A 23,215-nucleotide genomic window follows, 5' to 3' on the forward strand; every position below is an offset into this window, starting at 1 on the left:
GAGCGAAAGGACGTTCCAATGTCGAAGGAACGCACGGCGCGAACCATCGCTGCAACCAACGGGGTTGCACAGGATACGGCGTTCGGAGCTGTGATCTCGCCGATCCACCTCTCAACGACCTTCAAGTTTCCTGCCTTCGAGAAACCCGGCCCCTACGATTATTCCCGCCTAGCCAACCCGACCCGAGACCAACTCGCGGATACCATCGCCAAGCTCGAGGGCGGCGCGCGGGCCGTCATGGTGTCGAGCGGCATGGCAGCCCTCGAGCTCGCCCTGTCGAGCCTGCGCCCCGGAGATCTTCTGGTCGCGCCGCACGATTGTTACGGCGGGACCTATCGCCTCCTCAGCATGCGCGCCGAGCGGGGGCATTATCGCGTCGCCTTCGTCAATCAGGCCGATGAGCAGGCTCTGGCTGCTGCGCTCGCGCAGCAGCCCCGCGTCGTGCTTATCGAGACGCCGAGCAACCCGCTAATGCGGGTGATCGACATTCGCCGCACAACCGCACTGGCGAAGGCGGCAGGAGCCGTTGCCGTTGTCGACAACACCTTCCTGTCACCGGCTCTGCAGCAACCGATCAGCCTCGGCGCCGATCTCGTCGTCCACTCGACGACGAAGTTCCTGAACGGACATTCCGACGTCATCGGTGGCGCCGTCGTCGCTGCCGACAAGACGATGGGCGAAGAGCTGGCTTCCTGGGCCAACACGATCGGCATCACAGGCGCGCCCCTGGACGCCTATTTGACGCTCCGCGGCGTCCGCACGCTCTTCGTTCGCGTCGAACAGCAGCAGAAGACGGCAGCCGCCATCGCTGCCTTCCTTGAAATCAGCCCGGCCGTGGCACGAGTTCACTATCCCGGCCTCGCGAGCCACCCCGATCACGCGCTCGCCAAGGCTCAGCAGAGCGGTTTCGGCGCGATGCTCAGCTTCGAACTCGCTGGCGGGCTCGAGGCCGTGCGAGCGTTCGTCGAGGCGGTGCAGATCTTCACCCTGGCCGAGTCGCTCGGAGGGGTCGAGAGCCTCGTCGCCCATCCTCCGACCATGACTCACGCCGCTATGGATGCTGCGGCTCTTGCAACGGCCGGCATCACGAAAGGCCTGCTGCGCCTGTCGGTTGGCCTGGAGGCCGAGGAAGATCTGCTGGCCGATCTCGGTCAGGCGCTTGATGCGACCGTAGGGGCTTGAGACCGCGTTGCGTCAACCGTCTCGGACAAGGCCAATCTGGCGTCACGCCTGCGCGGTCTCGCCGCTCAACGGGTTTGCCGGATCCCACGCGTAACTCAGCGTCTCGAACCGCATCGAGCGGGCATCGACCATGAGCAGACGTCCGACCAGCGACTCGCCGAAGGGCACGATCGCCCTGATCACCTCCATCGCCATCAGCGAACCCATCACGCCGGCCAAGGCGCCGAGCACACCGGCCTCGGCGCAGGTCGGCACGGCACCGTTCGGCGGCGGGTTCGGGAACAGGCAGCGATAGGTCGGGTTGGGGCGGCCATCCGGACCCGCCTCGTGCGCGCGAAGGGTCGTAAGCGAGCCGTCGAATTGGCCCAAGGCCGCCGTCACCAGCGGACGCCGCGCCCGGAAGCAAGCGTCGGAGACGGCGTAGCGCGTGGCAAAGTTGTCGGACCCGTCGGCGACGACGTCATACTCAGCGGCGAGAGCGGCCGCGCTGTCTTCGGTTAGGCGGCTGGGATGGGAAACGACCTTCACATGCGGATTGAGCAGCGAGACCGCCTCGGCGGCGCTTTCGACCTTCAAGCGTCCAATATCCGGCGTCCGGTGGATCACCTGTCTCTGGAGGTTCGAGAGCGACACCGCGTCGTCGTCGGCGATACCGATCGTGCCGACGCCTGCCGCGGCGAGGTACTGGATTAGCGGCGCTCCGAGCCCGCCGGCGCCAACGACGAGCACGCGGGCCGCCTTGAGCCGCGCCTGACCTGGCCCGCCGATGTCGCGCAGGACCAGATGGCGGGCGTAGCGTTCGATTTCGTCGGAGGACAGGGCCATGTCCGGCACATAATCAGCCGGCAGCGTCAGCGATAGACGGTTGCGCTCGCGCCAGCCTTGCGGCCTCGGTCTGCATCCGTGCCTCTTGCGGCTTGTCCGCAGCCCAGCGTATCCGCCTCTATGCAATTGTGTTCTCCGAGCTTGTTTAACGCGGCTGCGGCGGGACGCGGCGCGGTGCAGGTGCCGGCATGAGCCTCGATACGACGTCCCCGGTCGCGCTTGCCCAGGCGCTGATCCGCTGTGCCTCCGTAACGCCGGAGGAGGGTGGGGCGCTCGCATTCCTCGATGACCTGCTCAGCAAGGCCGGCTTCCGGGTCGAGCGGCCGGTCTTCTCGGAGCCCGGCACGCCGGACATCGAGAATTTCTACGCGCGGATCGGCACGAGCGGCCCCTGCCTGATGTTCGCCGGCCATACAGACGTGGTGCCACCGGGCGAGCCCTCCGCCTGGAGCCACGGGCCGTTCTCCGGCGAGGTTGCCAACGGCCTGCTTTATGGCCGCGGCGCCGTCGACATGAAGGGCGGCATCGCCTGCAAGCTCGCTGCGACCCTGGCCTTCCTCCGCGAGCGGCCGGCTTTTGCCGGCTCGATCGCCTTCCTCATCACCGGGGACGAGGAGGGGCCAGCCATCAACGGCACGGTGAAGCTGCTCACCTGGGCCAAGGAGCGAGGAGAACGCTTCGACCATTGCCTGCTCGGCGAGCCGACCAATCCGAGCCGGCTCGGCGAGATGATCAAGATCGGCCGTCGTGGATCGCTCACGGGTGCCATCACCGTGCATGGCCGCCAGGGCCACGTTGCTTATCCGCACCGAGCCGAGAACCCGATTCCTGGCCTGTTGCGGCTGTGCTCGGCCCTGCTTTCCACGCCACTCGATGGCGGCACCGCGCATTTCGATGCATCGAACCTGGAATTCACCACGGTCGACGTCGGCAATGCAGCGACCAACGTCATCCCGGCGAGCGCGAAGGCGGTGTTCAACATCCGCTTCAACGAGAGCTGGACCGCCCAAACCCTCGGCGACGAGATCCGCCGCCGTCTCGAAGAGGCTGCCGGTACGGTCGTGCGCTTCAGTCTCGACCTCCAACCCTCGAACTCGCCTGCCTTCCTCACCGAGCCCGACGCCTTCGTGGAGTTGGTCTCCGAGGCTATCGCGGCCGAAACCGGACTGACGCCGAAACTCTCGACAACCGGGGGTACTTCGGATGCCCGCTTCATCAAGGATGCCTGCCCGGTCATCGAGTTCGGTCTCGTCGGCGAGACCATGCACCAGGTCGACGAATGCGTCGCCGTGGCCGATCTGGAGCGGCTGACGGCGATCTATGGCCGCGTGCTCGACGCCTATTTTTCGAAGGGCGGCTCGTAATCGACACCAACGAAGGTGAGCCCGCGGGCCGGAGCCATCGGTCCGCAGCGGCTGCGGTCGCCGGAAGCAAGGATGTTGGCGACGTCGTCTGCGCTCATGCGCCGGCAGCCGGCGAGCATCAGCGTGCCGACCATGAAGCGGACCTGATGGTGCAGGAACGAGCGCGCTGACGTTGCCACGACGATCTCTTCGTGCAGACCCATGGTGCGGGTCTCGACGTCCAACTGCTCCAGCGTCCGGATCGGGCTGGCCGCTTGGCACTCGGCCGCGCGGAACGCCGAGAAATCGTGGCGGCCGAGCAGCCGGCGACCGGCCTCCTGCATCAGGCCCGCATCGAGTGGCCAGGGCACGTGCCAGACTTGAGCGCGGGTGATGACGGGCGGCGAGCGTCGGTTGAAAATGCGGTAGCGGTAGTGCCGGCGGATCGCCCGGTGGCGGGCATCGAAATCGGGGCTGACGATCTCCGCGCTGACGACGGAGACCGGATGCGGGCGCACAAGCGCGTTGATGGCATCGCGCACGGTATCCGTGCGCCACTCTTTTGCGAGGTCGAGATGCGCAACCTGATGGGTTGCGTGAACGCCCGCATCGGTGCGCCCGGCGCAGGTGAGGCGCACCGTCTCGCCCGAGAAGCGATGGACGGCAGTCTCGATCGCCTCCTGAACCGTCAGATCTTCAGCCTGCCGCTGCCAGCCGCAGAACGGAGCCCCGTCATACTCGACGACCAGCTTGTAGCGGGGCATCAGACGAGGCGCGATCCGGGGCCGAGACGCGCCCCGCGCAGGAAGTCGTCACCGGTCGCCGAGCCACCCTTGCCGGCGCGGCGCAGTTCGAGAAGGCGGACCGCGCCCTCGCCGCAGGCGATCGTGCAGGCCTCGTCGAGGAGGGTTCCCGGCTCGCCCGAACCCTCTGCGGTGCGCGCGCGAAGAACTTTCACGCGCTCTGGCCCTTTTCCGAGATCGGATTCGAAGAAAGCTCCCGGAAATGGCGACAAGCCGTTGATGTGGCTGGCGACGTCTTTCGCCGGGCGCGTCCAGTCGATCCGCGCTTCCTCATTGGTGATCTTGTGGGCGTAGACGACGCCCTCTTCGGATTGCGGCGTGAAGGCGAGGTCTCCCGCCGCAAGCGCCACCAGGGCCCGGCTCATCAGGCTGGCGCCAAGTGGCATCAGCGCATCGTGCAACTCGCCGGACGTCATGCCCTCCGTGATCGAAAGCCGGCTTTCCAGAGCGACCGGTCCGGTATCGAGGCCTTTCTCCATCCGCATCACGCCGACGCCGCTCTCGGCATCGCCCGCCATCACCGCCCTTTGGATCGGGGCCGCGCCGCGCCAGCGCGGCAGCAGCGAGCCGTGCAGGTTGAGGCAGCCGTGACGCGGGGCGTCGAGGATCGGCTGCGGAAGCAGCAGGCCGTAGGCCACCACGACGGCTACGTCGGCCGCGTGGCCAGCAAACACCTTGGCCGCTTCCTCGCTCCGAAGGGTCGCCGGCGTATAGACGGTGAGCCCCTCAAGCTCGGCCAGCGCGTGGACCGGCGAGGGCCTCAGGCTCATGCCGCGGCCCGCACGGGCCGGCGCCCGGGTGTACACCGCCGCGACTTCGTGGCCATCGGCGACGATCTGCGCCAGTGTCGGCACGGCGAAGTCCGGCGTGCCCATGAAAACGACGCGCATGACGGTTTGGCCCCGCTTCAGGCAGCGTCGCGCTTGGCAGCCTTGGCGAATTTCTTGATGACGCGGTCGCGCTTCAGCTTCGACAAGTGATCGATGAACAGCACGCCGTTGAGGTGGTCGATCTCGTGCTGCAGGCAGGTCGCGAGTAGGCCATCGGCCTCCTTCTCCACCGTCTCACCATTGAGATTCATGTAGCGCACCTTCACCCGATCCGGCCGCTCGACCTCGCCGTAGAATTCAGGAATCGACAGGCAACCCTCGTCGTAGACCCGCATCTCTTCCGAAGACCAGACGATCTCGGGGTTGATGAATACGGTCGGGTCGCGCGCCTCTTCCTCCTTGTTCGTGTCGATCGTGACGACACGCTTCGGCACGCCGATCTGGATCGCGGCAAGGCCGACGCCGGGTGCATCGTACATCGTCTCGATCATGTCTCGCGCGAGCACACGGATTTCCTCGGTGATCTCCGTCACCGGTTCGGATTTCAGGCGCAGAACGGGATCGGGCAGGATCACGAGAGGGCGGATCGTCATGGGCGAAACGGGCTCGATGGCGGCGCCGAACGGGCGCGCTGACACAGGACTTTCGCATACGGGCCGCCCTGCGGACGGTCAAATCGAAGCACGGCGCCTCAGAACGCGGACCGGCTCCGGATCGCTGCCGAGAGCGTGCCCTCATCGAGATAATCGAGTTCGCCGCCAACAGGCACGCCGTGGGCGAGGCGGGTGATGGTCAGGCCGAGATGGCGCAGTGCGTCGGTGACGTAGTGAGCGGTAGTCTGTCCGTCGACGGTGGCGTTGAGAGCGAGGATGATCTCCTTCACCGCCGGATCGCCGGCACGCTCCACTAGGCGGTCGATGTTGAGATGCTCCGGCCGGACGCCGTCGAGAGCCGAGAGCACGCCGCCTAGTACGTGGTAGCGTGCGCTCACCGCGCCCGAGCGCTCCAGCGCCCATAGATCGGAGACGTCCTCGACCACCACGAGCGTCGAGGCATCGCGGCTCTGATCGCGGCAGATCGTGCAGGGCTCGGACGTATCGACGTTGCCGCAGGACGAGCAGACGACGATGCGCTCGGCTGCGACCCGCATGGCCTCGGCAAGCGGCCCAAGCAGTGTGTCGCGCTTCTTGATCAATTGCAGTGCAGCGCGCCGGGCCGAGCGCGGCCCGAATCCGGGCATCCGTGCAAGGAGCTGGATCAGGCGCTCGATCTCCGGGCCGGCGACGGATTGGGGCATGAAAGGCTAGTCTTGTGACGGGACGGAAGAGTGGCGCTGCTCGGGGCATACGATGCGGCGGCCATTGCGCAAAGCGGCCCGGTCGAGTGAGCCATTTCGCAGATCGTCGAACAGACGGCGTCCGCCTCACCAATTCTGGTTGTGAGTAGACAAAAAAAATTTGTCGCCGGCCAAAAGTCCAGTTGACGACAAATCGTCCGCAACCCAAGCCATACGGATCACGGGATGGTGAACCGGCGCGCGACGGACCTGAACGATCGTGCGGACATCCCCGAAGAAACGACGACAGACTGGCTGCGGGAGCAGTCGCGATCAGGGCTGCGAGGAGAGACAGACGTGAACAACATCGGCGACTTCAACGCGGCCCATGGCGCGGAGGCGATCGGCCTGCGCAATCTCAAGGCCGTCTACTGGAATCTCGAGGCTCCTCGTCTCTACGAAGAGTCGCTCCGGCGCGGTGAGGCGGAACTGGCCCGCGGCGGGGCCATCGTCGCCAATACCGGCGCCCATACCGGCCGCTCACCCAAGGACAAATACGTCGTGCGCGACGCCTCCACCGAGGATCAGGTCTGGTGGGAGAATAACGGCTCGATCACGCCAGACCAATTCGAGACGCTCTACCAGGACTTCCTCACCCATGCCGAAGGCAAGGAGCTGTTCGCGCAGGATCTCTACGGCGGCGCCGATCCCGCCCATCGCGTCAAGGCACGCGTCTTCTGCGAGCTCGCCTGGCACTCGCTCTTTATCCGCAACCTGCTGATCCGTCCGGAGCGCGACGCCGTCGGCTCCTACGTACCTGACATGACGATCATCGACCTGCCGAGTTTCCAGGCCGATCCGGCCCGCCACGGCTGCCGCTCCAAGACCGTCATCGCCATCGACTTCACCAAGAAGATCGTGCTGATCGGCGGCTCGGCCTATGCAGGCGAGATGAAGAAGTCGGTCTTCACCTATCTCAATTACATCCTGCCTGGTAAGGGCGTGATGCCGATGCACTGCTCAGCCAATGCCGCCCTCGACGAGGCTGGCGACTCGGCCCTTTTCTTCGGCCTCTCCGGCACCGGAAAGACGACGCTCTCGAACGATTCCTCGCGCCAACTCATCGGCGACGACGAGCATGGCTGGTCGAGCGCCGGCATCTTCAACTTCGAGGGCGGCTGCTACGCCAAGACTATCCGCCTCTCACGCAATGCCGAGCCGGAAATCTACGCCACGACCGAGCGCTTCGGCACGGTAATGGAGAACGTGGTCATCGATCCGCTGACGCGGGTTCCGGACTTCGACGACGCTTCCCGCACCGAGAACACTCGCTGCGCCTATCCGCTCGATTTCATCGCCAATGCCAGCGCCACGGGCCGCGCCGCGCACCCGAAAAACATCGTGATGCTGACCTGTGACGCCTTCGGCGTCATGCCGCCGATCGCCAAGTTGACCGGTGCTGAGGCGATGTACCACTTCCTATCCGGCTATACCGCCAAGGTGGCCGGTACCGAACGGGGCCTGTCGGGGCCCGAGGCGACTTTCTCGACCTGCTTCGGTGCACCGTTCATGCCGCGCCACCCGAGCGTCTACGGCAACCTGCTGCGCGAGTTGATCGCCAAGCACCACGTCGATTGCTGGCTGGTGAATACCGGCTGGACCGGCGGTGGCGTCGGCACCGGGCGGCGGATGCCAATCAGGGTGACCCGGCGCCTGCTCACCGCGGCGCTTGACGGCACACTCTCTAAAGCCGAATTTCGGCGCGACCCGTATTTCGGCTTCGCGGTTCCGGAAGCGGTACCAGGCGTCGAGCCGCACGTGCTCTCGCCAGTGAAGACCTGGTCTAATAAAGCGGCCTTCGCCGAGACCGCGACCCGGCTCGTCGAGATGTTCCACGAGAACTTCAAGCGCTTCGAGAATCACGTCGATGCCGATGTCCGCGCCGCAGAGCCGGTAGCTTCAATCGCCGCGTAAGCGAACCGGTCGAGGGTTCGCCACTGGTGGACCCTCGATCCTATCATCGGGTCGTGCTGGCTTCTAAGCCGCTTTGGGACGTCCGAAAAAGCGATCGAGGACGAGAGCGGCCGTCTGCCCTTGTTCAGATCCGCGACGATAAGCCTTGAGCAGGCGCGCCGCTAGACAAGGAAACAGCGGCAGCGAGGTAGGGGAACCCTCGCTGCCGCCGTCAATCCGTCGAAGAGGCTTACTTGCCGCCGAGGCCGACGCTGCCGGTCACGCCGCCGACGACGCCGCCGACCGCACCAAGCACAGTGCCCAGCAGGCCGCTCACCAGGCCGCCGACCTGATCCACCGTGCCGGACACGGCGCCGAGTTCCTGGCTGAGATCGACCGTAGCCCCAACACCGATGCTGAGGCCGCCCCCGACCTCATCGAGTTCCGACGCATTGAGCTCGCGGATGGTCTCGATGTTCTGCGACATTAAGTATTCTCCCGATATGACAGGCTATATCCACGACCGACTGAAAAGACGATCTGGCTTCATGCCTCATCACGAAGCGCTGGATACGCATCGCCCCATAACGTCATCATCGATTGAACTGAGGATCAACCCAGCAAGCTGCCACGTTTATGGCAGGCTTCCGATACCTCATCTTCGAGATGTCGATCGTAATGCCGGCGAAGATCCTTTATGCGCCCAGCAACATTAAGCTTTTACGGATCGATGCGGCGCAACATCTACGTGCCTTGCAAAAACGCCGCCAAGGCATAACCGTTCTCGCGAAGGCTGCGCCAAACAATTGATGCGAAAGATTTTTTCAGTATAGGTGCGGCAGGACGCCGCACCGCAGTGCGGCTTTTTGGGTGCAGAAGCGCTAGCATCAGCCTCTGAAGCGCTCACGCTCGCGTGAACGACATCTCCAAGTTCGTAAAATTTCTGACGAAATTCGAGCTTGCTCAACCAAGCCGATGGTCGCAGCCCAGTCAAAAGAATTGGGCACAACCAAACCGATGCGAGGCCGAACTTTGGCGGAAAGATGGCCAAATGTGGCGGCGCGGCACGCGTCGAGCTAGCTGCCGCCATTGCGACAGCTCGCCGTTTCTTTAGGTGTTTGCTGGTAGGCCACCGACCGCGCCGAGCCGGCTACAAGCAAGATCCACGAAACTCCGGCGAACATTGCTGCTGTACACGCCGGGTAGCGTGCACGGTGTCGATCAACCCATTTGGCCGCCGATGTGCACGAAGAGTTCAGAGCGTCGGCGGCACCGCATCGTCGTCCTGACACCTCGGATTGCGCCGAAATGCCTGGTGTGACAAGCCGGCGCCGGGACAACCCGCGCAGGCCCGGCGCGTCATCATAGGTGTCTATGTCCAGCCCGCTGTTTCGCCGCGAGGTCACCGAGGCGCGCCGCAACGCTTGGCTCGGTGAGGCGCAGATCATTCAGCCGCTTCCAATCCGGATCGTGGCCTTTGTCTGCGTGGGGCTGGTGGCCGCGACGCTGCTCTACGCGGTGCTCGGCACCTACACCCGCCGTGTCCATGCTCAGGGCCTGCTCGCACCGGATATCGGCTTGATCACTGTCGCCAGCCCCGTGGCCGGCCGGGTCAGCGCCTCCGGCGTTAAGGAGGGCGACAGGGTCGAGCAGGGCCGCCTGCTCTATACAGTCGACGTCGATGCGGTCTCGGCCAGCGGACCGACGCAGGAGCGCGTTATCGCGCAACTCGGCCGGCAGAAGGAGAGCATGGAAAAGCAGCGCCGCCTGCGCGCCTCCATGGCCGGTACCGAGAAGCGCTCGTTGCAGGAGCAGATCTCCAACCTCGAATCCCAGTCCGAGCAGATCAAGCAGCAGGTCGAGCTTCAGGAGAAGCTGGTGCCGCCGTTGAAGGCGCGGGCCGACGAGTTGGCCTCGGCGGTCTCGCGGGGCTTCGCCCGCGCGGCGGACTTCCAGAACCAGAATTACCTCTACATGCAGTCGACTTCGCAACTCGCGCAGTTTCGGCAGGGCGCACTGCAGATTGAAGGCAAGCTCGCCGACCTGAAGGCGCAATTCGCCTCGTTCGACGAAAAGCTCTCCAAGGACCTCGCCGAGATGGACCGCGCCGCGGCACAGCTTGAGCAGCAGAAGGCCGAGAGCGAGGCCAAACGGGCGATCGAGATCCGCGCGCCTGAGAAGGGCATCCTCACCTCGATCCGCGCACAGCCTGGTCAGAGCGTCACGGCCGGCGCGACGCTGCTCACCCTGCTGCCGAGTGAAGGCCGACTGCAGGCGAACCTCTTCGTGGATTCCTCGGCGATCGGCTTCATCGAGACCGGCGCGAACGTGATGCTGCGCTACGCAGCCTTCCCGTTCCAGCGTTTTGGCCTCTATCGTGGTGTAGTCACCGAGGTGACACGCGCACCACTGGAGGGTGAGGACGCGCCTGAGGAAATCAAGCGCAAGAGCGCCAGCGGCGTCTACCGCATCGTGGTGAAGCCCGACGACGATGGCGTCATCGCCTACGGCGAGCGGCGCCGTCTCGAAGCCGGCATGCGAGTCGAGGCCGACATCGCCCTGGAACAGCGCGCTCTTTACCGCTGGCTGCTCGACCCCCTCTACCACGTGAAGCGCAGCGTAGACCTCGTGACCGATGGTGGCCCATTGGCTAGCCCGAAGGGCCAGCCGAAGTGAGGCTCCTGGACAGCATCTCCCAGGCCGGACTTCAGTTCGGCTTCGGCCGGCGGCTGCCGGTCATCCTGCAAGCGGAGGCGGCCGAGTGCGGCATGGCCTGCCTCGCCATGGTGCTCGGCTATCACGGCCGCGAGGTTGACCTCGGCTCGATGCGCCGCCGGCATGCCCTCTCACTCAAGGGCATGACGCTGCGCAACCTTATGGACCTGTCCGGCTCCATGGGACTGTCGACCCGCGCGCTACGGATCGAGCTGAAGGATCTGGCACGGTTAAAAACACCGGCCATCCTGCACTGGGGCCTCAACCATTTCGTCGTACTGGCCGCGATCACCCGCAAGGGCATCGTCATTCACGACCCGGCCCGCGGCCGGCGTACGCTGACGCTGGAGGAAGCCTCGCGCGACTTCACCGGCGTCGCTCTCGAGGTAACGCCGAAGCAGGGGTTTGTGCGCGAGAAAGTGACGAAGGGGCTCAGCCTTGGCGACCTCTTCCAGAATCTACGCGGCATCCGTCCGGCGATGCTGTCGATCTTGGCGCTCTCGGTCGGCATCGAGCTCGTCAATATCCTGATGCCGATCGCCTCGCAGATCGTCATCGACGAGGTCATCGTCAACGCGGATCTCGACCTTCTGCTCGTCGTGGCCCTCGGCCTTGCGCTGCTGCTCCTGATTCAGCTCGTCCTCGGCATTGCGCGGACCTGGGCGATCATGCTGACCGGCACGAAGCTGAATTACCAATGGTCAGGTAGCCTGTTCGACCACCTCTCGCGCCTGCCCCTCGACTATTTCGAAAAGAGGCATGTGGGCGATGTGATCTCGCGCTTCGGATCGCTCGCTACCATCCAGAAGGGCCTGACGACGGATCTCGTCCAGGCCGTACTCGACGGCGTGATGTCGATCGGCATGCTGATCATGCTGTTCCTCTATGGCGGTTGGCTGGCGCTGGTGGCGCTGCTTTCCACCGCGATTGCCGCGGGCCTACGGGTGGCCGCCTACACCGCCTACAAAGAGGGCACGGAGGAGGCGATCGTCGCCGAGGCGCGCCAGCAGACACATTTCATCGAGACGGTGCGGGGCATGGCAAGCGTCAAGCTGCTGGGCCTACGCGAGCGACGCCGCGGCACCTGGATGAATCAGTTCGTCACGGCGCTGAACGCGCGGCTACGGCTGCAGCGCCTCGACCTCGTCTTCGGCCGCGCCAGCGAGCTGCTTGCCGGCTCCGACCGCCTGATCCTGCTGGTGCTCGGCGCCCGCGCAGTGATCGACCAGTCGATGTCGCTCGGCATGCTGGTCGCCTTCCTGACCTACCGCGACCAGTTCTCGACCCGCGTCGGCAATCTGATCAACTCCGGCTTCCAGCTACGCATGCTCAACGTGCAGACTGACCGGCTCTCGGACATCGTCATGACCGATCCGGAAGAACCGGCCGACGCCAAGCCCGTGGCCACCCCGGCTATCGTCGAGGGTGGCACACCGCGAGGTTCCATCGTCGCGAATGGACTGTCGTTGCGCTATGGCGCAGACGAGCCGTGGGTTTTTCGCGACCTCAGCTTCCAGGTCGCGCCCGGCACCTGCTTCGCGATCATCGGCCCCTCGGGCTGCGGCAAGAGCTCGGTGATGAAGATCCTGATGGGCCTGCTCTCGGCTACCGAGGGTACCGTCCTGATCGACGGGCGCGACATCAAGACCGTGGGCGCTGCGGCCTACCGCAAGCGCATCGCCGGCGTGATGCAGAGCGATGGGCTCTTCGCCGGCTCTATCGCCGAAAACATCGCCTGTTTCGACGAGCATCCGGACCCGGCCTGGATCGAAGAATGTGCTGCGCGAGCTGCCATCCTTAACGACATTCGCAAGACGCCGATGGGCTTCGAGACACTCGTCGGCGACATGGGCTCGACGCTCTCGGGCGGCCAGAAGCAGCGTGTCATCCTCGCCCGCGCCCTCTATCAGCGCCCCGAGATCCTATTCCTGGACGAAGCCACAAGTGCGCTCGACGAGCCCACCGAGGCGGCGATCGCCCAGGCGCTTCGCGAGTTCAAGATGACCCGCGTCATCGTCGCCCACCGCCCGGCAACGATCGCCCATGCCGACCACGTGCTGGAATTCGAGCGGCTGCTGCCGGCGCCGGCAGCGAAACTTCCTGCGAGATCCGCTGAGCCGGTGGCCTGATCCTCGACGAAACTACTTTGAAGAGGAGAGAGGGTTTCCCGCTCCCTAGAATGGCAGCTTCATTCCAGGCGGAAGCGGCAGGCCCTTGGTCAACTCAGCCATCTTCTCCTGCGCCGTCGCCTCGGCCTTGGCCCTGGCATCGTTGACGGCCGCCACGATGAGATCCTCCAGGATCTCGCGCTCGTCCGGCACCATCAGCGAAGGGTCGATGGCAATGCCCTTGAGCTGGCCCTTCGCGGACATCGTCACGCTGACCGCACCACCGCCGGAGGCACCGCTAACCTCGACGTGATCGAGCTCGCCCTGCAGCGAACTCATCTTCTCCTGCATGGCCTGAGCCTGCTTCATGATGCCCATGAGATCGCGCATGAAATGAAGATTCCTTCGGTTCGCACTGCCGGCGGCATCATACATGAGACCGGATCGGCGCACGCCGTCTATGTATTGACAAGGATCGAGAGTCCAAGCGTCGCCGTGCAGACATGGGCAGCGGCCGACAGGATGGCATGCGCCGCACCCTGGGAGCCGCTCGGCTCTCAAGCCTCGTCGTCGGCTTCGTCTGCGCCCACCGCATCGGGCGGCGGTGGTGGCACCGCCCCTGTCTCGGCAGCAACCTCGGGCGCCTTTTCGCGCACGTCGACGATTTGGGCACCTGGGAAGCGGGTGAGCACCTCGCGCACCAGCGGGTGGCTCGCCGCGTCGCGATGGCGGTTCTCCTCAAGCTCGCGCGCAATCTGCGCCAACGTCGGCGCGCCGGCTTCCCGCGACACGGTGACCAGCCAGCTTCGCCCGGTCCATTGCTGCAGCGCCTTGGACAAGTCGCCCGGCAGGCTCGACTTCGCGCTCTCGCTGAGCCGCAGCTCGATCCGGCCCTCCTCGAAGCGCACGAGATGCACGTCCCGCTCGAGCGCGATCTTCAGACTGATGTCGCGGCGCGTATCGGCGAGCGCCACCACGTCCTCGAAACGGCTGAGGCGCAGTCCCTGCGGCTGCGGGGAGGCTGCGACGACGGTCTCAGGCACAGGCGCCGGGCGCGGCATGGCCGCACCGCCGGGAACGGCAGAGAGCTGGGGCCGCGGCGCGTCCGGCAGCGAGGCACGGGGAGCGGGGAGAGGACGCCCCCCGCCATCCGCGCCCGTAGGGCTGCCGGAGGCCGCATCGCTGCGCAGATTGCGCAGGGCCTCGTCCGGCGTCGGCAGGTCGGCAGCGTAGGCCAGCCGCACCAGCGCCATCTCGGCAGCAGCAAGCGGGCGCGGAGCAGCTTGAACCTCGGGAATTGCCTTGAGCAGGATCTGCCAAGCGCGCGACAGCGCGCGCACAGAGAGCTTCTGGGCGAACTCGGCCCCCCGCCTGCGCTCGACGTCGCTCAGCGACGGATCGGCAGCAGCGGCCTCGGGCACCAGTCTCAGACGCGTGACGAGATGCGTGAAGCCGGCGAGATCCGAGAGCACGATGCCGGGATCGGCGCCGGCCTCGTATTGCGACCGCAATTCGCCGAAGGCAGCCGGGATGTCACCGCGCATGGCCGCCTCGAAGAGATCGACCACACGGCCGCGATCAGCGAGGCCGAGCATGTCGCGTACCGAGGCTGCATTCACCGCACCGGCGCCGTGCGCAATGGCTTGGTCGAGCAGCGAGAGCGCGTCGCGCACAGATCCTTCGGCCGCGCGTACGATGGCAGCGATGGCCTCGGGCTCGGCCTGGACACTTTCCGCCGCACAGATCTTGCCGAGATGCGCTGACAGCACGTCAGCCTCGACACGGCGCAGGTCGAAGCGCTGGCAGCGGGAGAGAATTGTCACCGGGACCTTGCGGATCTCGGTGGTAGCGAAGACGAATTTTGCGTGCGGCGGCGGCTCTTCCAGCGTCTTCAGGAAGGCGTTGAACGCCTTCTCGGAGAGCATATGGACCTCGTCGACGATGTAGACCTTATACCGCGCTGAGACCGGTCCGTAGCGGATGCCATCGATGATCCCGCGGACGTCGTCGATGCCGGTATGTGAGGCGGCGTCCATCTCCAGCACGTCGAGATGGCGCGACTCCATGATGGCCTGACAGTGCAACCCGAGCTCCGGCATCTCGACAGTCGGGCCGCCATCAGCTTGGCCTTTGCGGAGATAGTTCAACCCACGAGCGAGGATGCGGGCTGTGGTGGTCTTGCCTACACCACGGACGCCCGTGAGCATCCAGGCCTGCGGAATGCGGTTCGCCTGGAAGGCGTTGGCCAGCGTGCGCACCATGGCGCCCTGGCCGATCAGATCATCGAAGGTCTGCGGGCGATACCTGCGGGCAAGCACGCGGTAGGGCGTCGCGGCAGGAGGCGGCGCTGGCATACCGGGCAACCCCGGCTCGTCGATCAGCGTGCCGAGGGTGTCGTCCATGCCGCTTCAGATGTCGGAGTGTGCCCCCTGGGGCGTCGCGCTCGCCAGGGGCGAGGGTGGGAGGCTGGACGAAGACCCGCTCGGTCTCGTTAGGGCTGCTTCCTTCCGGACCTGACCCGGTTGGCGAGTGAAACGTCCCTCGCCAACCTCCCGCGCCGTATATGGCTGGCATGGTCGGGCGATGCAAGCCGGTTCAGGCCGTGACGCCCCATCGTACGGAGAGACCGGCCAGCGGCGTCCAACGGTATTCTGTGGGCACTGCTCGCGGCAGCGATTCGACCAGCCGAATTTTGACCATAAGGATTGTCATCGTCGCCCTGGATCGCGCGCCTTAGGGACCGAGGATGAGACATTGTGCGGCTGCCATCATCGCCATCGCCGCTCTCGAGGGCGGATACGCCAATGCCCAGACGGGGACGGCAGCGGGTTGGAAAGGTGCCTACCGTTATGCGTTCGACGGCGGCAGCACGGCCGGTGGCACGCCGATCTCGATCACCTACGATCTCGTCCTGGTCCCAGGTGCCGCGCGCGGCGGGTGCCGGATCGTGGCGACCGGCTTCCAAACCGACGAGCGCATCGTCTGTCACACGACCGGAGATGACAAAAAGCTGACTGTCACTTTCCACGGCTACGACGACGGAAGGACCGTCAATCGAAACGGCGTCGCGGTCTACAAGCCGGGCCAGGCGTTATTCGTGCTGAAGCGCGGGGAGGACGACACGCTGGTGACTTACTGGGATGGACTTCGCCCGGATCTGCCGGCAGATGCCGCCAATCCGGGCGAGTACTTCAAGCCGGCGAAGCGCTGACGCGCTGCTGGCGCACCAATCACTCCGCCTTGCGCTTGACGATCGCGAGGGTCGTGGCGTCGAGCTTCAGGTCGGACTTCTTGCCGTTGGCGTCGATGGCGTCGTCCACTTCGATTACGCCGTCATCCAATTCAATTTCTTTCCACGCCGTGAACCCCTCCTTCTTGAGGACGTCCTCCACCTTGGCCTGTTGGTCGGCGGGCAGCCGCTGGTCAGCGAGAGCCGGCGCGGCGAGGGCGAGCGAGAGAGCGAGGGCCGGCAGGCCGAGTGTACGAGCGGACATGAGCGGTCTCCAGGATTGAGGGAACCATTTCCGAACGGCTCAGCCCAGCGAGCGTTCCGTCCGTCCCCAGCAAGCCGACAGCCTGCAATTGTCACGACACAACTCCAAGCTTAAGCTTGACGTCAATAGAGGGGTTTGTTTTTCGCCATGGTCACGCGCGTCGCCACCGTGGCGTTCGAGGGGATCGAGGCGCGGGCCGTTGACGTACAGGTGCAGATCGCGCCCGGAATGGTCGCGTTCAATGTCGTCGGACTGCCCGACAAGGCCGTCGCCGAATCGCGCGAGCGGGTCCGCTCAGCGCTGATCGCCTCCGGGCTGGCCCTGCCGGCCAAGCGCATCACCGTCAACCTCGCCCCGGCCGACCTGCCCAAAGAGGGCTCGCATTACGACCTGCCGATCGCGCTCGGCGTGATGGGAGCAATCGGCGCCCTCCCGGCTGATGCATTGGCCGGCTACTGCGTACTCGGCGAATTGGCACTGGACGGATCTCTCACGGCAGTTGCGGGCGTGCTGCCAGCGGCGATGGCAGCGAACGAGCGTGGACTTGGCTTGATCTGCCCCGCAGCCTGCGGGCCGGAGGCAGCTTGGGCGGCGGGTGACATGGACGTCCTGGCGCCTCGCTCGCTGATCCAGCTCGCCAACCATTTCAAGGGCAGTCAGGTGATGGCGCGGCCGCTGGCCGCCGTCGCGGCCTCAAGCGGGGTGTTGCCGGATCTGCGCGACATCAAGGGGCAGGAAGGCGCCAAGCGCGCGCTGGAGATTGCAGCGGCCGGTGGCCACAACCTCCTAATGAATGGCCCGCCGGGAGCCGGCAAGTCGATGCTGGCCGCCCGGCTGCCGTCTATCCTGCCGGCTCTGTCGCCGCGGGAACTGCTCGAAGTCTCGATGATCCAGTCGGTGGCCGGTCAGATCAAAGGTGGCGCTCTTTCGAACCGGCGGCCGTTCCGGCAACCGCACCATTCGGCCTCGATGGCAGCTCTCGTCGGCGGTGGTATCAACGGGCGGCCGGGGGAGGCCTCGCTCGCCCATGGTGGTGTGCTCTTCCTCGATGAACTGCCAGAGTTTCAGCCGCAGGTGCTCGACTCGCTGCGCCAGCCCATGGAAACCGGCGAAGTGATGATCGCACGCGCCAATCACCGCGTGACTTACCCGGCTCGCTTCCAGCTGGTTGCAGCGATGAACCCCTGCCGCTGCGGGCAGGCCCTTGAGCCCGGCTATGCCTGCCGGCGCGGGCCGAACGAGCGCTGCATGGCGCAGTATGGCGCGCGCATCTCGGGTCCGCTGCTCGACCGCATCGACCTGCGCATCGAGGCCGGCGCCGTCACCGCCGCCGACCTGATCCTGCCGCCACCCACCGAGGGCTCGCGAGAGACGGCCGCCAGTGTCGCCGCGGCGCGCGAACGTCAGACCACGCGATACGCTGAGCGCGGCCTCGGCGCGGCGATCACGAACGCGACCTGCCCAGTGACGGTCATCGAAGAAGCGGCTGCGCCGGACGCTGACGGCACCGCCCTGATCCGCGACGCGGCCGAGACGATGCGCCTCTCGGCCCGCGGCTTTCACCGGACGCTACGGGTGGCGCGGACGCTGGCTGATCTGGACGGCGAGGAGAGAGTGAGACGTGTCCATCTGGCCGAGGCGCTGTCGTACCGGGCGCGGGTGGAGAAACCAGTCACGGCTTGAGGCGTGCCTTAGGAAAACGGGATACTGGCCCATACAGCCAAGTCGCAGCCGATCCTATGCCTCCGTCTGCTCGGCGATGTAGCGACCGAGCGCGCTTGCAGCGTTCAGCATGTGGGCGCGCATCTGCCGTGCAGCGGACTCGCCGTCGCCCTGCGCCATAGCGGCCAGGATCGCCCCGTGCTCGTCGCGCGAGAGACGTATGCGCTCGCCGTGGCGCAGTTGGGTGCGGCGGAACGCCGAGAGTCGCCAGCGGAGGCCAAGCGCTTGTTCGGCCATGAACCCGTTATGAGTCGCCTGATACAACGTGTCGTGAAAGTCTCGGTTGAACGCGTCGTAGGCGTCAACGTCACCGGCCTCGACGATCGCGGCCGAGGATTCATGCAGGTCGATCAAGCGGCTGCGTTCAATCAGCGTCATGCGGTAGGTCGCCAGACGCGTGCACATCGCCTCGATCTCGGCCGTGGTCTCGAACATGTCGGCGATCTGCTCCGGCGTCATCCGCGTGACGACGGCACCACGGCGGGGTCGCAGTTCGACCAGACCGTTGAACGCGAGTTGCCTGAGTGCCTCGCGGACCGGCGTGCGGGATGCACCGAAGCGCGAGGCGAGTTCCTGCTCGTCCAGCGCTGTACCCGCGGCAAGACTGCCGGAAGTGATGGCGTCGGTCAGCGCATTATGGATACGGTCCGAGAGCAGCCCGCGCTCTTCGATCACCTCTCCGTCCATACCCACACCTTCAATCCGAGCTGCGCCGACCTGAGCCGATGCCCGACCTGAGCGTCAAGCCATGCAGCGAGCCGCCACCCTTCGTACATGCGATTTTTAGTGAAGCCGGCGGGCCAACGTGAGAGGGTTCTGAAAACATTTGCTATCGCGACATGCACGATTTGGCCCACGGGTCCATCCGTGAATACGCAAAGAAATGTTTGGCACGGCTCCGTATCCAGAGCGGCACAAGATCGCTTGAAAATATACGAATGTGTGTAAGATTGCGCGAACTCGCATCCATCAGAGATGCGGACAAGATCACGCCTCGTACGGGAGAGGAACGCCATGACCCTGACTCGCCGCCATCTCGTCGCGGCCGGCCTTGCTGCGCCGGCTCTGCTCAAGTTCGGCAACGGCGCGGCGCACGCCGCGACCACCCTTAAGCTGTCGCACCAATTTCCTGGCGGCACGATTGAGGAAGGCGATTTTCGCGATCGGATGTGCCGGAAATTCGCGGCCGCGATCGCCGAGCGGTCTAAGGGCGCACTCGAAATACAGGTCTATCCCGGCTCGTCGCTGATGAAGACGAACGCCCAGTTCGGCGCGATGCGCAAGGGCGCCCTCGACATGTCGCTCTATCCCTCGCCCTATGCTGGCGGCGAAGTTCAGGAGCTGAATATCGGTCTCATGCCGGCCCTGGTACCGTCCTACGCTCAGGCGATCGCCTGGAAGAACGCCGCGGTCGGCAAGAAGCTCACAGAGATCCTCGACTCCAAGGGCATCATCCTCGTCTCATGGGTTTGGCAGGCCGGAGGCGTGGCGAGCCGCGACCGGCCCCTGCTGACGCCGGCCGACGCGAAGGGCCTCAAGGTCCGTGGTGGCTCGCGCGAGATGGACTTGGTGATGAAGCAGGCGGGTGCGGCGACCCTGTCGGTCCCCTCGAACGAATCCTACGCAGCGATGCAGACCGGCGCCTGCGACGCGGTGCTGACCTCCTCGACCAGCCTGATCTCGTTCCGGCTGGAGGAGATCGCCAAGCATCTCACCTCGGGACGCGAGCGCTCCTACTGGTTCATGCTCGAGCCGATCATGATGTCGAAGGCCATCTTCACGGGCTTGCCGAAAGATCAGCAGGATCTGATCATGGCTGTCGGCGCCGAACTCGAGACGTTCGGCCAGGACGGAGCCAAGGCCGACGACAAGAAGGTGGAAGAGGTTTTCTCCAAGGCAGGGGCGAAGGTCCAGCAGCTCGACGAGGCGACCTTGGGTCAATGGCGGGACATCGCCCGCGATACCGCCTGGAAGGACTTCGCGGCTAAGAACGCGTCCTGTGCCGAACTCCTGAAGCTGGCGGAGCAAATCGCGTGAGCCACGGCTTCGACGCGGCCACCGCGGGGCCGGAGACGCCGGCTGCTGGAGGGCCGCGCATCCCCGGTCTCCTTGGCGTACTCGACCGCGCAATGCGGGCGGTGAACCAAGTCATCCTGGTGCTCGGAGGCGTGGCCCTCGTCGCAGCCTGCCTCGTGCTCAGCGACAGCGTGGTGGTCCGCTACTTCTTCAAGCAGCCAACGGAGTGGCAGGACGAGATGGCGGTGTTCCTCATTGTGGGCGCCACCTTCTTCTCCGCCGCTGCAGTGCAAGCCAAGCGTGGCCACGTCGCCATCGAAGCGCTCACGGGGTTGCTGTCGCCGAAGGTGAATCGTATCCGCCTGATCCTGGCGGACATTATCAGCCTCGCCTTCGTCGCCTTCTTCACGTGGAAAAGTTGGTCGCTCTTTCACGAGGCCTATGTCGACGGCCAGACCTCGCAATCAACCTGGGGGCCACCGCTCTCGATCCCCTACGGCCTGATGGCCGCGGGCATGACGCTCTTGACCATCCAGTTCCTGCTGCAGATCGCCGAGGCCATGCTTTACGGCCCGAAGAGCGCCGGTTGGGCGCAGCCCAAGATCGGGCTCGGCGCCGACCTCAACCGTAACACGACCCCCGAGACAGCTGATCCGATGGGCAAGACAGTCGGTACCGTTTCCGGAGACCACCGATGAGCACCGCCGCGATCGGCTTTCTGTATGCTGGCGCGACGCTCGGGGCGATGCTCTCGGGCATCCCCATCGCTTTTGCGCTCGGCTTCGTCGCGCTCGCCTTCATGTTCGTGTTCATGCCGGCCGCTTCGCTCGATACGGTGACGCAAAACGTCTACGAGGAGATGGCCTCGATCACGCTGCTCTCGATCCCGCTCTTCATCCTGAAAGGCGCGGCGATCGGGCGCTCAAAGGCGGGCCAAGACCTCTATTCGGCGATGCATGCTTGGATGCAGCGCATCCCCGGCGGGCTCGGCATCGCCAACGTGTTCGCCTGTGCGCTGTTCGCGGCGATGGCCGGATCGAGCCCAGCCACCTGCTCGGCAATCGGCTCGGCCGGCATCCCGGAGATGAGGAAGCGCGGCTATTCGCCGGGCTTCGCTGCCGGCATTATCGCCGCGGGCGGCACGCTTGGCATCCTGCTGCCGCCCTCGATCACGATGATCCTCTACGCGGTCGCCGCCGAACAGTCGCTCGGTAGGCTGTTCCTCGCCGGTATTGGGCCGGGCCTGCTGCTCGTTGCCCTGTTCTCGGGCTGGGCGATGATCCGCTTCCGCTCGGAATACGCAGCAGCGAAGCGGGTCTACGAGGCCGGCGGAGCGAGATCGCCGATCCTTGCCGAAGACCGCTACTCGATGAGCCAGCGCTTCTCGACGCTGCCGCGTGTTCTGCCCTTCGTGGTGCTGCTCACCGGCGTGATGGTGGCGCTCTACGGCGGCTACGCCACTCCATCTGAGACCGCCGGCCTCGGTGGGCTTCTGGCCTTGGGGCTGATCGCGCTGATCTACGGCGTCTGGCGCGCGAAGGATGTCGGCCCGATCCTCACGGCGACTCTGCGCGAATCTACCATGCTGATGCTGATCATCGGCATGTCGCTACTCTACGCCTACGTGATGAGCTACCTGCACATCTCGCAATCGGCGGCCTCGGCCATCGTCGCGATGCAGCTCTCGCCTTGGGTGCTGCTGGTGATGATTTTGGCTCTGGTGATTGCGCTCGGCTTCTTCCTGCCGCCAGTCTCGATCATCCTGATGACCGCGCCGATCATCCTGCCGCCGCTCAAGGCCGCCGGGTTCGACCTCGTCTGGTTCGGTGTGGTGATGACCATCACCATGGAGATGGGCCTGATTCACCCGCCAGTCGGGCTGAACATCTTCGTCATCAAGAACATCGCTCCGGACATCCCGCTGTCGGACATCATTTGGGGCACGTTGCCCTTCGTGATCCTGATGGCGGTGGCAATCACGCTGCTCTGCCTCGTCCCGGGCATCGCACTGTGGCTTCCCGACGTGCTGCTACCGAGCACACGGTAAGGGGCACCGTGTCACCATCCGCGCCCGGAGCATTACTCCTGGCGGTCAAAGGCGCACGGGAAACGGCACCCGGCCTCGACGCAGCCCGCCATCGAAGACACGAGACTTCGTCACTCGCGGCGCAGCACGTGGTCGGCGACGAAATCCTGCAGCCGGCGCGGCTTCTGCGTGCCGACTAGGGCTTGGGGATCGTAGACCTCGGCGACCCAATCCTCGAAAGCGATCGGGGTATGAGCGTCGTAGTCCGCATAAGCGCAAAGGAAGCGGTACAGGATACCAGTCTTCGCGCTCCGCATATGCCCGTAGCGAAACGAGAGCTGCTCTGCGGCCTCGGATACGGCGCGCTTCTCCTGGAAGATGAGGTAGAGGGCCGCGGCCAGCCCGGCGCGATCGGCGCCGGACTTGCAGTGGATCAGGGCAGGATAGCGGATCGTCTCAAAGAGCCGCTTGAGCTCCAGCACGGTCTCGACCTGCGGTGCCTCGCGTGAGCGCACGGTCACGTCGTGCAAGTCGATGCCCAAGTCGCGGCAGGCATCCCGCTCGAGTGGCCAGGAACCGTATTCCCGCTGTCCGCGCAGGCAGATTACGCTGCGGATGCCGGCGCGATGGAAGCGTGCGAGCTGGCGGGGTGTCGGCTGCGCCGAACGCCACAGCCGGCCGGATCCGACTGGATGCGCGTTGAGGTAGGCGAGCCGCAACAGACCGTGATCGGCGACCAGCATGTTCAGCCAGGCCTTGGCGCGCTCGACATGGCCCTGCAGCGGCCTGTCCCAACGGGCGATGCGAGCATGCCTCTTGAGGTTCCGGCGCAGAAGCTTCTGGTATGCGGATTCGTCCATCAGGAGCCCATTGGCGGCTGAACCTCGATCCAGCAGGCGGACAGCGCGGCACGACCGGAATG

Annotated in this window: 21 protein-coding genes and 1 other RNA gene; 10 read left to right on the plus strand and 12 right to left on the minus strand. The window is 65.4% G+C overall.

Features of this window, described 5'->3' with window-relative positions:
- The first annotated feature begins 18 nt into the window (after window positions 1-18).
- Window positions 19-1,182 (plus strand): cystathionine gamma-synthase, encoded by a 1,164-nt coding sequence (gene metB / locus MGN01_RS13785; protein ID WP_147047240.1) that lies wholly within the window; start codon window positions 19-21, stop codon window positions 1,180-1,182.
- A gap of 42 nt (window positions 1,183-1,224) precedes the next feature.
- On the opposite strand, the gene MGN01_RS13790 is transcribed toward metB, so the two are convergent.
- Window positions 1,225-2,007: a HesA/MoeB/ThiF family protein gene (locus tag MGN01_RS13790; protein ID WP_147047242.1), complete on the minus strand. Its 783-nt coding sequence runs from the start codon at window positions 2,005-2,007 to the stop codon at window positions 1,225-1,227.
- Window positions 2,008-2,195: 188 nt separating this feature from the next.
- Between MGN01_RS13790 and dapE the strand changes: the two genes are divergently transcribed.
- Window positions 2,196-3,371 carry a succinyl-diaminopimelate desuccinylase gene (gene dapE, locus MGN01_RS13795; RefSeq protein ID WP_147047244.1) on the plus strand — a complete coding sequence of 392 codons (1,176 nt, stop codon included), beginning with the start codon at window positions 2,196-2,198 and terminating at the stop codon, window positions 3,369-3,371.
- On the opposite strand, the gene truA is transcribed toward dapE, so the two are convergent.
- The 4 genes from truA to recR form a co-directional block, all read right to left on the minus strand.
- A complete protein-coding gene (truA, locus tag MGN01_RS13800) occupies window positions 3,347-4,114 on the minus strand; it encodes a tRNA pseudouridine(38-40) synthase TruA (protein ID WP_147047246.1) in 768 nt (255 codons plus the stop codon). The genes dapE and truA overlap by 25 nt on opposite strands.
- A complete protein-coding gene (gene fmt / locus MGN01_RS13805; RefSeq protein WP_147047248.1) occupies window positions 4,114-5,043 on the minus strand; it encodes a methionyl-tRNA formyltransferase in 930 nt (309 codons plus the stop codon). The genes truA and fmt overlap by 1 nt, the downstream gene beginning before the upstream one ends.
- A 17-nt stretch (window positions 5,044-5,060) precedes the next feature.
- On the minus strand, window positions 5,061-5,576 hold the full coding sequence (locus MGN01_RS13810) for a peptide deformylase (RefSeq protein ID WP_147047250.1): 516 nt from the start codon (window positions 5,574-5,576) through the stop codon (window positions 5,061-5,063).
- A gap of 98 nt (window positions 5,577-5,674) precedes the next feature.
- Window positions 5,675-6,280 (minus strand): recombination mediator RecR, encoded by a 606-nt coding sequence (gene recR / locus MGN01_RS13815; protein WP_147047252.1) that lies wholly within the window; start codon window positions 6,278-6,280, stop codon window positions 5,675-5,677.
- Window positions 6,281-6,616: 336 nt separating this feature from the next.
- Here recR and MGN01_RS13820 point away from each other — a divergent pair, with 336 nt between their 5' ends.
- The gene (locus MGN01_RS13820; RefSeq protein ID WP_147047253.1) at window positions 6,617-8,233 is read left to right on the plus strand and encodes a phosphoenolpyruvate carboxykinase; all 1,617 of its coding nucleotides are present in this window, start codon (window positions 6,617-6,619) and stop codon (window positions 8,231-8,233) included.
- Between the two features lie 229 nt (window positions 8,234-8,462).
- On the opposite strand, the gene MGN01_RS13825 is transcribed toward MGN01_RS13820, so the two are convergent.
- The gene (locus MGN01_RS13825; RefSeq protein WP_147047254.1) at window positions 8,463-8,699 is read right to left on the minus strand and encodes a hypothetical protein; all 237 of its coding nucleotides are present in this window, start codon (window positions 8,697-8,699) and stop codon (window positions 8,463-8,465) included.
- Window positions 8,700-9,586: 887 nt separating this feature from the next.
- On the opposite strand from MGN01_RS13825, the gene MGN01_RS13830 reads away from it, so the two are divergent.
- Both MGN01_RS13830 and MGN01_RS13835 read left to right on the plus strand, forming a co-directional pair.
- Window positions 9,587-10,888: an HlyD family secretion protein gene (locus MGN01_RS13830; RefSeq protein ID WP_147047296.1), complete on the plus strand. Its 1,302-nt coding sequence runs from the start codon at window positions 9,587-9,589 to the stop codon at window positions 10,886-10,888.
- On the plus strand, window positions 10,885-13,056 hold the full coding sequence (locus MGN01_RS13835) for a peptidase domain-containing ABC transporter (RefSeq protein WP_238258136.1): 2,172 nt from the start codon (window positions 10,885-10,887) through the stop codon (window positions 13,054-13,056). The genes MGN01_RS13830 and MGN01_RS13835 overlap by 4 nt, the downstream gene beginning before the upstream one ends.
- A 45-nt stretch (window positions 13,057-13,101) precedes the next feature.
- Here the strand turns inward: MGN01_RS13835 and MGN01_RS13840 are convergent, their stop codons facing one another.
- The 3 genes from MGN01_RS13840 to ffs form a co-directional block, all read right to left on the minus strand.
- On the minus strand, window positions 13,102-13,425 hold the full coding sequence (locus MGN01_RS13840; protein WP_147047255.1) for a YbaB/EbfC family nucleoid-associated protein: 324 nt from the start codon (window positions 13,423-13,425) through the stop codon (window positions 13,102-13,104).
- Window positions 13,426-13,592: 167 nt separating this feature from the next.
- The gene (locus tag MGN01_RS13845; protein WP_147047256.1) at window positions 13,593-15,437 is read right to left on the minus strand and encodes a DNA polymerase III subunit gamma/tau; all 1,845 of its coding nucleotides are present in this window, start codon (window positions 15,435-15,437) and stop codon (window positions 13,593-13,595) included.
- A 55-nt stretch (window positions 15,438-15,492) separates the two neighbouring features.
- An RNA gene (ffs, locus tag MGN01_RS13850) (signal recognition particle sRNA small type) lies at window positions 15,493-15,589 on the minus strand.
- A 192-nt stretch (window positions 15,590-15,781) separates the two neighbouring features.
- Between ffs and MGN01_RS13855 the strand changes: the two genes are divergently transcribed.
- Window positions 15,782-16,246: a DUF5991 domain-containing protein gene (locus tag MGN01_RS13855; protein ID WP_147047257.1), complete on the plus strand. Its 465-nt coding sequence runs from the start codon at window positions 15,782-15,784 to the stop codon at window positions 16,244-16,246.
- Between the two features lie 19 nt (window positions 16,247-16,265).
- Here MGN01_RS13855 and MGN01_RS13860 read toward each other — a convergent pair whose 3' ends face one another.
- Window positions 16,266-16,529 (minus strand): PepSY domain-containing protein, encoded by a 264-nt coding sequence (locus MGN01_RS13860; RefSeq protein WP_147047259.1) that lies wholly within the window; start codon window positions 16,527-16,529, stop codon window positions 16,266-16,268.
- Window positions 16,530-16,676: 147 nt separating this feature from the next.
- Here MGN01_RS13860 and MGN01_RS13865 point away from each other — a divergent pair, with 147 nt between their 5' ends.
- Complete coding sequence (locus MGN01_RS13865; RefSeq protein WP_147047261.1) at window positions 16,677-18,212, plus strand: YifB family Mg chelatase-like AAA ATPase; 1,536 nt, start codon at window positions 16,677-16,679, stop codon at window positions 18,210-18,212.
- Between the two features lie 54 nt (window positions 18,213-18,266).
- Here MGN01_RS13865 and MGN01_RS13870 read toward each other — a convergent pair whose 3' ends face one another.
- On the minus strand, window positions 18,267-18,938 hold the full coding sequence (locus tag MGN01_RS13870) for a GntR family transcriptional regulator (RefSeq protein WP_147047263.1): 672 nt from the start codon (window positions 18,936-18,938) through the stop codon (window positions 18,267-18,269).
- Window positions 18,939-19,265: 327 nt separating this feature from the next.
- On the opposite strand from MGN01_RS13870, the gene dctP reads away from it, so the two are divergent.
- The 3 genes from dctP to MGN01_RS13885 are packed head-to-tail and all read left to right on the plus strand — an operon-like array spanning window position 19,266 to window position 22,314.
- On the plus strand, window positions 19,266-20,288 hold the full coding sequence (dctP, locus tag MGN01_RS13875; RefSeq protein WP_147047265.1) for a TRAP transporter substrate-binding protein DctP: 1,023 nt from the start codon (window positions 19,266-19,268) through the stop codon (window positions 20,286-20,288).
- Window positions 20,285-20,965 carry a TRAP transporter small permease gene (locus MGN01_RS13880; protein ID WP_147047267.1) on the plus strand — a complete coding sequence of 227 codons (681 nt, stop codon included), beginning with the start codon at window positions 20,285-20,287 and terminating at the stop codon, window positions 20,963-20,965. The genes dctP and MGN01_RS13880 overlap by 4 nt, the downstream gene beginning before the upstream one ends.
- A complete protein-coding gene (locus MGN01_RS13885; RefSeq protein ID WP_147047269.1) occupies window positions 20,962-22,314 on the plus strand; it encodes a TRAP transporter large permease in 1,353 nt (450 codons plus the stop codon). Before MGN01_RS13880 ends, MGN01_RS13885 begins: the two co-directional genes overlap by 4 nt.
- A 110-nt stretch (window positions 22,315-22,424) precedes the next feature.
- Here the strand turns inward: MGN01_RS13885 and MGN01_RS13890 are convergent, their stop codons facing one another.
- The gene (locus MGN01_RS13890) at window positions 22,425-23,153 is read right to left on the minus strand and encodes a fused DSP-PTPase phosphatase/NAD kinase-like protein (RefSeq protein WP_147047271.1); all 729 of its coding nucleotides are present in this window, start codon (window positions 23,151-23,153) and stop codon (window positions 22,425-22,427) included.
- Window positions 23,154-23,215: the final 62 nt, after the last annotated feature.

This window comes from Methylobacterium gnaphalii (assembly GCF_007992215.1).
Taxonomy (GTDB): domain Bacteria; phylum Pseudomonadota; class Alphaproteobacteria; order Rhizobiales; family Beijerinckiaceae; genus Methylobacterium; species Methylobacterium gnaphalii.